Annotated in this window: 7 protein-coding genes; all 7 read left to right on the top strand. The window is 60.8% G+C overall.

The features are described 5' to 3' along the window. On the top strand, positions 1-742 hold a 742-nt coding region (locus HY737_05755), incomplete at its 5' end, for a prohibitin family protein (protein ID MBI4597889.1). A 92-nt stretch (positions 743-834) separates the two neighbouring features. Next, positions 835-1,353, top strand: coding sequence for a hypothetical protein (locus HY737_05750; protein ID MBI4597888.1), 519 nt, complete (start codon positions 835-837; stop codon positions 1,351-1,353). After that, entirely contained in the window at positions 1,353-2,396 is a 1,044-nt protein-coding gene (gene pyk / locus HY737_05745; GenBank protein ID MBI4597887.1) for a pyruvate kinase, read from the top strand. The genes HY737_05750 and pyk overlap by 1 nt, the downstream gene beginning before the upstream one ends. Positions 2,397-2,465: 69 nt before the next feature. Next, on the top strand, positions 2,466-2,615 hold the full coding sequence (locus tag HY737_05740) for a hypothetical protein (protein ID MBI4597886.1): 150 nt from the start codon (positions 2,466-2,468) through the stop codon (positions 2,613-2,615). Between the two features lie 163 nt (positions 2,616-2,778). After that, positions 2,779-3,459, top strand: coding sequence for a response regulator transcription factor (locus tag HY737_05735; GenBank protein ID MBI4597885.1), 681 nt, complete (start codon positions 2,779-2,781; stop codon positions 3,457-3,459). Beyond that, on the top strand, positions 3,460-4,851 hold the full coding sequence (locus tag HY737_05730; GenBank protein ID MBI4597884.1) for a HAMP domain-containing histidine kinase: 1,392 nt from the start codon (positions 3,460-3,462) through the stop codon (positions 4,849-4,851). A gap of 150 nt (positions 4,852-5,001) precedes the next feature. Next, positions 5,002-6,255: a hypothetical protein gene (locus tag HY737_05725; GenBank protein ID MBI4597883.1), complete on the top strand. Its 1,254-nt coding sequence runs from the start codon at positions 5,002-5,004 to the stop codon at positions 6,253-6,255. Positions 6,256-6,261 lie beyond the last annotated feature (6 nt).

The raw sequence follows: 6,261 nt of genomic DNA, 5'->3' as shown, positions 1-6,261 counted from the left end.
GGTCGGGGTCAAGGCCGATTTTGGCAAGATCTCGGATGAGGCGCTGGCCTCCGGGTGGCATTTTTATATCCCGTTTACCTCGTGGGTTGAGACCTGGAATGTGAAGACGCAAGAGATCAAAGAGACCGCCCAGGTGCCCTCGTCTGAAGGGCTGATTTCACAGTTGGATGTGTCCGTGATTTATAACATCCCGCGCGAGCAGGCGGTCAAAGTGCGCAAAACGATCGGGGGCGGGTATCGTGAAACCATTTTGGAGCCGTATGTCCGCGAAGCCATCCGCAACGTCGTCAGCGGCTATGCGGTGAAGGCGCTCTACAGCGATGCCGGCCGCAAGGAAATCGGCGAAAACATCCTCAAGTTTTTGCGGGATAAGCTGGAGCAGCGCGGCATCATGGTGCAGGATGTGCTGCTGCGCGATGTGCGGCTGCCGCCGACGTTTGCCCAAAGCATCGAAGCCAAGCTCAGAGCCGAGCAAGAGTCGTTCCAAAAGGAGTTTGAGCTGGCCAAGGCCAAAAAAGACGCCGAGATTGAAATTGCCAGAGCGCAAGGGGTCGCGAAGAGCAATGAGATCATCGCCGCCAGCCTCTCAGATCCGTATCTGCGCTATAAATGGATTGAGGGACTGCAGAAGAATCAGAACGCAGTGATCTACGTGCCGACGGAGGCGAACCTGCCGATTACCGAAGCCGGCCGCGTGCGCGGCGCCATCGACAGCGCCATGAAGCGTGAAGGCAAGCCCTAGATCGCTGATCAACGCGGATCGATACGCTGATGTCCGCTGATCCAACAGGTGTCAGACACTTGCGCCTGTTCAGGAAGTGTCTGACACTTCTATTGTTGACGGTCTGCGCATGCGGGCGGGCCGCCACCGATGCGGATGAATCGCCCAGCAAGGAACCTGATGTCGCCGCCCCTCATCCGGTCAACGCTGAGTTGATCGCCGAGCACACGACGATTCAACCCGGAGGCGCCACGAGAGTCGGGGTGCGCTTTACGATAGAGCCAGGCTGGCATATTTACTATGAGACCCCTGGCGACGCGGGGTTGCCCACCAAGATCGAATGGTCAGCGCCGTCAGGGTGTTGGTTCGGGCCGCTTCAGTGGCCGAACCCCAAACGGTTTATGGACCCGGGAAACATCAAGACATTTGGCTATGAGAAGGACGTCACGCTGATCAGCGAGCTTCGGTATCAGACGGTGAGAGACGCCTACACCGAGCTTCCTCTCAACGCGACCGTGAGTTGGCTTGCCTGCAAGGAGCTGTGCATCCCCGGCCAGGCGTCCCTCGATCTCACGTTGCCTGTGAGCCCTGAGCCGCCAGCGCGTTCCCCACGCGCAGCGGTGTTCGATTGATGCAGACGCGCACAAAGATTATTGCCACCGTTGGTCCTAGCTGCGCGAGCGCTACGGTTCTGCGCCAATTGATCCGGGAGGGGGTCAGCGTCTTCCGGTTCAACTTCTCCCACGGCACGCTGGAGGATCATGAGCGGATGCTCTCGCAGATCCGCAAGGCCCAGCGAGGCCTGAGCCGTCCGATCGCCATCCTTCAAGACTTGGCCGGCCATCGCATCCGCACTGGAGTGCTCCGCAGCCACCGCGCCATCCTGCTGGAAACAGGGCAGCGATTTATCCTCTACCGCAAGCCCAGGACAGGGACAGGGGAGGGGGTGTCGCTGAGTTACACCGGCCGCTTCACCCGGATTCAACCCGGACAGATGATCTACATCGATGACGGCAATCTGCACTTGAACGTGCTCCGAAGTTTTGAGGACCATGTCGTGACCCAGGTGATCCAAGGGGGCAAATTGGGCGAGCGTAAAGGGGTGAATATTCCGGACACCCACCTGGATTTTCCGGCGATCAGCAGCAAGGACATGGCCGATTTATCATTTGCCATTCAACATAAGGTCGAGTATGTGGCGCAATCATTCGTGCGCAACGCGGCGGATGTGGATGCGGTCAAGCGGCTGCTGCGGGAAACCTTGCCGCACTGCCAGGTCATCGCCAAAATCGAGAACCGGGAAGGGGTGCAGAACCTAGCGGCGATTCTCAGGCGGGCGGATAGCATTATGGTCGCGCGCGGCGACCTGGGGATCTCATTGCCGGTCCACGAAATCCCGATCCTGCAGAAATGGATGATCGCCGCCTGTAACCACTACAAGAAGCCAGTGATCACGGCTACCCAAATGCTGGAACACATGATCGACCATCCGCAGCCAACGCGCGCCGAGGTGAGCGATGTGGCCAATGCGGTGATCGACGGCTCCAACTTCGTCATGCTCTCCGGCGAGACCGCGATGGGCCGGTATCCGGTGGAAACGGTGAAGATGATGCGCACGATCATCGAGTACACCGAGCGCCACGCCCCCTACCGCGGCCCCCGCCGCACCCGTTAAGCGTCAGACACTTCCGCCCGTTCAGGAAGCGTCTGACACCTCTGGAAAGCTGGCAACTGCTACTGCGAAGTGACCAATCCGCAGGGCTCCTGCTGTCTCGGGGACGTGGCCAATGATGAAGTCCGAATTGGCGAGGAAGGCAATCTCGTCCGCCTTCCCAAAGAGGCCTGGAACACGCTGGTGGAGAAAATCCAGCAGGGCGAGCTCGCGAAGTTGTGACCTCATGGCGTAAGGTGAGGGTGGTCGAAAGCCGCCCTCACCGTTTCTGCATGGTGGCGAGATGTCCCACGAAGCTAAACCGTTCAGATGCGTCATGGACCGTAGCGACCCCATGACACAGATCATAGATTGAAGAGGTGCGGTTCCTTACAATTTTTCCGATATGCGCATCCTCGTCGTGGAAGATGAGAAACGGGTCGCCAGCTTTATCCGGCGGAGTCTGGCGGAGGTCGGCTATGCGGTGGACTGCACGCACGACGGTGAGGCCGGACTGGACCTCGCGCAGGCCACCAGTTACGACGCGATCATCTTGGATCTGAGGCTGCCGAAGCTCGATGGACTGGCCCTGGTGAAGACCCTGCGGCAACAAGGGATTGCGACCCCCGTGCTGGCGGTGACCGCGAGAAGCGCCGTGCACAACCGGGTCGAGGGACTGCACGCTGGTTGTGACGACTATCTGAGCAAACCATTCGCAGTGGCCGAGCTCGTGGCCCGAGTGCAATCGCTGCTGAGACGCCGCACACCCCAGACGCATCTCCTGCAGGTAGGTGACCTGGTCCTGGATACCGCGACCCGGCGAGTGACCCGGGCCGGTCGGCAGCTCGAGTTCACGCCGCGCGAATTCGCGCTGTTGGAATACCTAATGCGCAACGCCAGCCAGGTCGTCACCCGGACCATGATCGAGCAGCACGTCTGGAACTACGACTTCGACAGCGGCACGAATTTGGTCGAAGTGCACCTGAGCCATCTGCGGCGGAAGGTGGACCAGAGTGGCCAGGTGCCACTGATTCACACGATCCGCGGGACTGGCTATACGATCCACGACCCAGCCTGTGTCGCCTGAATGACCGTGCGCAACATCCGCGTTCGTCTGATCACCTGGTACGTTGTCAGTCTGGGATTGGTGCATGGTGTCGTCGGAACCAGCCTGTATCACCGCATGTCCGCTCGGCTGTATGGCGAGTTCGATGAGCAGCTGGCGGCCTATACGGGATGCTTGGTTGAACTGCTGCCCCAGCACAAAGGGATCGAGGTCGGCCGTGTCGTCAAGGAGATGGCCGATCTCCACGGGGTCGAGCGCGAGCTCTACGTGCACATCACCGATGGCGCCGGCAAAACCCTGTACGACACGGCCGTGCTGCCGCTTGATGTGAGTGACACCCTGCGAGTGTCCGCAGAGGCCGGTACTGGTCGACCTGTCTCCGTCCGGCTGCCGCACGCCGGGCGATGGCGTGCGCTTCGGCAGGAAGTGCGCGAAGACGGTCGGCTAGCCTATGTAGGCACTGTCGCGATGCCGCTTCGCGGCGTGCAAGAAGGCCTCTGGCATCTGCTCGAAACCCTGGTGATTCTCGTGCCTATCATTTTTCTCGTGGCTAGCATCGGAGCATGGGTGCTGCTCAATCGGGCGCTCGCACCGCTGCGACACATGATCGATAGCGCGCAAGCGATCCAAGCGGACAACGTCGTCGACCGACGCATTCCGGTGCCGGCGACCGGCGATGAAGTCGAGCGGCTTGCCAACACGTTCAACGAGATGGCCGGACGGCTCCACCGGTCGTTCGCCCAGATGCGCCAGTTCACCTCGGATGCGTCCCACGAGTTGCGCACGCCGCTGGCGGTCCTCAAAGGGGAGATCGAAACCGGAATCAGCGCGTGCCCGGTCCCGGGCCGCTGTCAGGAGACGTTGCAGAACTGCATGACGGAGATTGACCGACTCACCCGCCTGATCGACGGCCTGCTGCTTCTTTCGCGGGCGGATGGCGGTCGGCTGGAGCTCGAGCGGGAGTCGGTCTCCCTATCGAGGCTGATCCACGAGATGGCGGAAGACGCTCGGCTCCTCGGCGAAGCGAAGCAGCTTGAGGTGGACGTCGTGAACGGCCGCGATATCATCGTGCGTGCCGATGAGATGCGGCTCAAGCAGCTCTTACTCAACCTCGTGGACAACGCGGTCAAGTACACTCCTGAGAGAGGACGGATCATCCTTGGATATTGGGCCAGCGACGAACATGTCGAGCTGACGGTCAAAGACACTGGCATCGGCATCGCCCCTGAACACCTCCCGCATATTTTTGATCGGTTCTACCGGGTCGACCAGAGCCGCGATGGTGCCGTTGGCGGCCATGGACTGGGTTTGGCGATCTGCCAGATGATTGCCGAGGCTCACGGGGGGACCATCCGTGTCGAGAGCACCTCGGGCCAAGGCACTGCCTTCCGCATCCGCCTGCCGCTTGCTTAAGAAACCTTAAGCAATTCTTCAGCATTTCTTCAGGTGCCCCCGCTATTCTTACCGGCAACTGTCGGAGTGTCGTTCCATCCGTCGTGCGCCAACGCGAGCGTCGCAGCGGACGAGTTCGGTGAGGACGGATCAGGCACGGGAGGGGAGGAGATGATGGGGAGAGCGGGGGGATGGCGAGCGGTTGCGCTCATCGGCGGTCTCTGCGTTGCCGGCGGGCCGGTGTGGGCTGATACGACGGACGACAAGATCGCCCAATTGGAAGCGCAGGTGCGTGCGCTCCAAGGCCAGCTCGATCAGCTCAAGCAGCAGCGAGAGTCTGACCGAAAGGAGTTGGCCTCCGTCAAGGAAGCGGCCCACGGGCCGCTGGGAAGCCTCGACCTGGGACAGAACACCGGCGTCATGGTGACCGGCGCAGTGGATCTGGCATACCAGGCGAACGAAAGCGCCTCTCGGACATTCGAAAACGGCCACTTCAACCCGATCTTTTTGGGAATGCTGGGCGAGAACGTCCTGATGCAAGCCGAGCTCGAGTATGAGAATGGCGGCGATGAAAAGATGTTGGAGTACGCGACGATCGACTGGATGGTCAATGATTACCTCACGCTCGAAGGCGGCAAGTTCCTTATGCCCTTCGGCGAGTGGAACGACCGGCTCCATCCGACGTGGATCAACAAGTTCCCCACTCGGCCCATCATCTTCGACGAGGTGCTGCCAGGTGAATGGACTGAGATCGGCGCCCAAGCACGAGGCGCGGTCGGGATCAACAAGTTCCTCGGGACGGACCGACCCGTCGACGTGGAATACACCGCGTATCTGACGAACGGCTTGGAAGGCGCATCTGGGGCAAGCTTGCGCGACCTGCGCGATAACGTGACGGACAGCAACGACAACATCGCCGTCGGCACCCGGTGGGGGCTGCGGGTGCTCCCGTGGGGCAGCATCGGGACCTCCTGGTATCGTGGCGCCTACACGACCGACGGCACGCTGGATTTGAACATGTGGGGCTTGGATTGGGCGGCCCATCCGACCGAATCGCTCGAGATCCGCGGTGAATACATCCTCACGTTCCAGGAGGTGGCGACCCCAAACACCGACCAGGAAGACCTGCTGAAGAAAGGCTGGTACCTCCAAGCCGCGTATTCCCTGAACGATCTCGCCGTCTGGTTGGGCGATCTTCCCGGCAGCCGATACCTCGGCAACACGGAGCTCGTCGGGCGATTCAGCCAAGCGGCGCTCGAGACGACGAGCGGGACCGACAACCAGCATGAGTTCGGCATCGGCGTGAACTACTATCTCCGCCCGAGCCTGGTGTGGCGTCTGGCATATGAATGGAGCCAGGAGAATGCCGGCACCGCGAAGGTGGACGATGACCTGTTCATCACGCAGATCGCGTATGGCTTCTGATCGCAG

It is taken from the genome of Candidatus Omnitrophota bacterium (assembly GCA_016209275.1).
Lineage (GTDB): Bacteria > Omnitrophota > Gorgyraeia > Aquiviventales > Aquiviventaceae > JACQWM01.
Note: the sequence above shows the minus strand (reverse complement) of the source record. Positions and strands in the feature narration are given on the sequence as shown.

What these genes read in the sequence shown, in the direction of transcription:
- pyk (MBI4597887.1), top strand. Translation starts at nt 1,353, where the DNA reads ATGCAGACGCGCACAAAGATTATTGCCACCGTTGGTCCTAGCTGCGCG.
- HY737_05735 (MBI4597885.1), top strand. Translation starts at nt 2,779, where the DNA reads ATGCGCATCCTCGTCGTGGAAGATGAGAAACGGGTCGCCAGCTTTATC.
- HY737_05730 (MBI4597884.1), top strand. Translation starts at nt 3,460, where the DNA reads ATGACCGTGCGCAACATCCGCGTTCGTCTGATCACCTGGTACGTTGTC.
- HY737_05725 (MBI4597883.1), top strand. Translation starts at nt 5,002, where the DNA reads ATGATGGGGAGAGCGGGGGGATGGCGAGCGGTTGCGCTCATCGGCGGT.